Below are 2,721 nucleotides of genomic sequence, written 5' to 3' on the forward strand. Positions count from 1 at the left end.
GTGGCTCACCGGGGCGGCGGGCGGCGTCGTCGTGGATCCAGCGGACCGGATCACCCTGGACGAGTCGGTGACGATGGCGTTCCTCGTCGTCTTCGAGTCGATGACCCCGGCCGAGCGGGTCGCGTTCGTGCTGCACGACGTCTTCCGCTACCCCTTCGCCGAGGTGGCCGAGATCGTCGGCCGCAGCCCCGCGGCGTGCCGGCAGCTGGCGTCCTCGGCGCGGCGCCGGATCACCGCTGCGCGGGCCGAGGCGAGCCCGGACGCCGCGCGGCAGGCGAGCGTCGTCCGGCGGTTCAAGACGGCCTGGGACGCGCAGGACATCGAGGCCCTGCTGAGCCTGCTCGACCCGAGCGCCACCGCGATCTCCGACGGCGGCGGCCGCGCCGTCGCCCACCTGCTGCCGATCGAGGGCGCGGAGCAGATCGTCGCCCTCTACCTCACCATCGCCCGTCTCGCACCCACCCGCACCCTCCTCGAACGCACCGTCAACGGTCTACCGGGCCTGGCCTTCGAGTCCGAGGGCCGGATCGAGACGGTGTTCGCCTTCGAGGTCTCCGACGACGACCGGATCACCCGCATCTGGGCGGTCCGCAACCCCGACAAGCTCCGCCCCTGGCAAGCATCCTGACTGTTCGTCAGAACATGCTGCGGTCGTAGAGGGCGCGAAGCCAGGGGGCGCGGACGGCGGGGAGGCGGGCGACGGCGCTCAACCGGCCGCCACGCCCACCGGTTTCACGCGGCCGGGATACGCTCCGACCATGCGAATCCGGATCATCGACGCGTTCACCGACGAACCCTTCAGCGGGAACCCCGCCGCCGTCTGCCTGCTGCCGGAGGGGCCGTGGCCGGACGAGGGATGGATGGCGCGGCTGGGCGCGGAGATGAACCTGTCGGAGACCGCGTTCGTGCGCCCCGCGGGACCGGTCGAGGACGGGCGCTGGGCGATCCGGTGGTTCACGCCCGCCGTCGAGGTGGATCTGTGCGGGCACGCGACGCTCGCCGCCGCGCACGCGCTCGCCAGCGACGCTCTCGTCGCGCCGGGCGCGGAGGTGGTCTTCGACTCCAACAGCGGGCCGCTGCGCGCCCGGATCGCCGAGGACGGCAGCATCCGGCTCGACTTCCCCGCCAACCCGCCGAAGCCCGGCGCCGCGCCCGAGCAGCTCGCGGCGGCCCTCGGCTCGGACGCGTGGATCGGCGTGTGGGAGACGGGGGCGCTCGGCGACCTGATGCTCGAGTTCATCGACGAGGCCTCGGTGCGCGCGCTGCGTCCCGACCACACCCGGCTCGCCGCGCTCGTCGACGTCGGGATCCCGCGCGGGGTGATCGTCACCGCCCGCGCGGACGATCCCGAGACGAGCGGGTACGACTTCGTCTCCCGCTGGTTCGGTACCGGCGTGGACGTGGGCGAGGACCCGGTGACCGGCAGCGCCCACACCGCGCTCACCCCGCTCTGGGCGGCGCACCTGAACCGGGACACGCTCGTCGGCCACCAGGCGTCCCGGCGCGGCGGCACGCTCAAGCTGCACCTGGAGGGCGACCGCGTGCTGATCACCGGGACGGCGGTCACGGTGCTCGACGGAACCCTGACCGAGGCCGCCACCCGCTGAGGGCCGACTGACCGACCGGCTGACCGGTCAGGTCGGCAGCCAGCTGACGTGACCGGCCAGCAGCACGAAGCCGACGAACGCGACCGTGTCGATCAGCGTGTGCGCGATCACCAGCGGCGCGACCCGGCCCCAGCGCCGGTAGAGGTAACAGAAGATCACGCCCATCACCACGTTGCCGAAGAACCCGCCGACGCCCTGGTAGAGGTGGTACGAGCCGCGCAGCAGCGCGCTGGCCGCGACGATCGCGGGCCAGGACCAGCCCAGCTGGTTCAGCCGTCGCAGCATGTAGCCGACCACGATGACCTCCTCCACCACGGCGTTCTGCGCGGCGGAGAGGATCAGCACCGGGATCCGCCACCACACGGCAGGCAGCCCGCTGGGCACGACGGTGAGATTGGCGCCCGACGCCCGCGCGCCGAGGTAGAGGGCGAGCCCCGAACCGCCGATGACGGCGGCGACGACCACGCCCTTGCCAAGGTCGCTCCAGCGCCGCGTCAGGTCGAACCCGAGTGCGCGCAGCGATGATCCCTCGCGGATCAGCAAGTAGGCGACCAGGGCGACAGGGACGAGCGCGGTGGCGATGTCGAACAAGTGCCAGGTCAGGTCGAGCCAGGGGCGGCCCGGCGTGATCGAGCCGTTGAGCGTCGCCTGCTGCGACTTGAGCGACTTGTTGGCGGTCAGCGACCCCGTGAAGCTGATCAGCGCGGACACGCCGCTGGCGCCGAGGGAGAGCCCCAGGACGAGCAGCAGCTCCTGCCCCATCAGGCGACGGGTCAGGCGGACCGGCTGCGGAAGCGCGGGGAGCGTCTCGGTGGTGCTCACGGGATTACTCCGACTGCGAGGATGGCGAGGCGGGCGGGCGGGGCGGGGTGCACGAAGCGTGCAGCCCGGGACGATGATCGGGCGGGTTGGCCCGATCATCGCACAGCGGACTGTGTCCGCCGCCGCCTCTCACCATCGCCTCACCTGCCGCGCCACCCGAAGCAACGCCGCCCGACCGCGCTCAGCGCAACGGCCAGGTGTGGACCGGCCCCCCGACGCGCGCCAGCTCCATGTACCCCCGCGTCCTCCCCTCCCTCGCCGGCCCGCCCTCCCGGCCCAGGCCGCCCACGCC

3 protein-coding genes are annotated in these 2,721 nt (G+C 73.1%); 2 read left to right on the forward strand and 1 reads right to left on the reverse strand.

Going from position 1 to position 2,721, the window contains the following annotated elements; translation table 11 throughout:
* Positions 1 to 628, forward strand: a 628-nt coding sequence (locus DN069_RS38130) for a sigma factor-like helix-turn-helix DNA-binding protein (protein WP_111507834.1), incomplete at its 5' end; no start/stop codon positions are given.
* A 130-nt stretch (positions 629 to 758) separates the two neighbouring features.
* Positions 759 to 1,607 (forward strand): PhzF family phenazine biosynthesis protein, encoded by an 849-nt coding sequence (locus DN069_RS38135; protein ID WP_111507835.1) that lies wholly within the window; start codon positions 759 to 761, stop codon positions 1,605 to 1,607.
* Between the two features lie 27 nt (positions 1,608 to 1,634).
* Here DN069_RS38135 and DN069_RS38140 read toward each other — a convergent pair whose 3' ends face one another.
* Complete coding sequence (locus DN069_RS38140) at positions 1,635 to 2,369, reverse strand: CPBP family intramembrane glutamic endopeptidase (RefSeq protein ID WP_243640328.1); 735 nt, start codon at positions 2,367 to 2,369, stop codon at positions 1,635 to 1,637.
* Positions 2,370 to 2,721: the final 352 nt, after the last annotated feature.

The organism is Streptacidiphilus pinicola, from assembly GCF_003258295.1.
Lineage (GTDB): Bacteria > Actinomycetota > Actinomycetes > Streptomycetales > Streptomycetaceae > Streptacidiphilus > Streptacidiphilus pinicola.